Genomic DNA, 319 nt, shown 5'->3' with positions numbered 1-319 from the left:
CGAAAAATCTAAAAATGAAGGTCTGATTGTCAAAGCAGAGCTTTCTAAGCCTATCTTTTGTTCCCAAAAAGGGTTTGTAAATGGGTTTAGCAAACGCTTCATGATAGACATGACCGACTTCAATTCAGGCTTATTGATTGACACAGGTGAGAGCCCTGAGAGTGGATTCTCCGAAGATATTGATCTCGATATTTCATTTAACTAACCATGTTTAACCCATTACGTTTAAAACAAGCGCGAGAGCGTCGCAAACTTACTAAGAAAGCATTTGCTGATTTAGTAGGAGTAAGCTCAAAAACCATTTCGGTGTACGAAAGCA

At 38.9% G+C, this 319-nt stretch carries 2 protein-coding genes; both read left to right on the top strand.

The window, feature by feature from the left end; all coding sequences use genetic code 11:
• Positions 1-205 (top strand): hypothetical protein (locus tag A6X21_RS25880; protein ID WP_205847413.1); only part of this gene is annotated, 205 nt, incomplete at its 5' end.
• A 2-nt stretch (positions 206-207) separates the two neighbouring features.
• Positions 208-319: helix-turn-helix domain-containing protein (locus A6X21_RS25875; RefSeq protein ID WP_131818238.1), on the top strand; the 112-nt coding region annotated here is incomplete at its 3' end.

The sequence above is a fragment of the Planctopirus hydrillae genome (assembly GCF_001707835.1).
Taxonomy (GTDB): domain Bacteria; phylum Planctomycetota; class Planctomycetia; order Planctomycetales; family Planctomycetaceae; genus Planctopirus; species Planctopirus hydrillae.
Note: the sequence above shows the minus strand (reverse complement) of the source record. Positions and strands in the feature narration are given on the sequence as shown.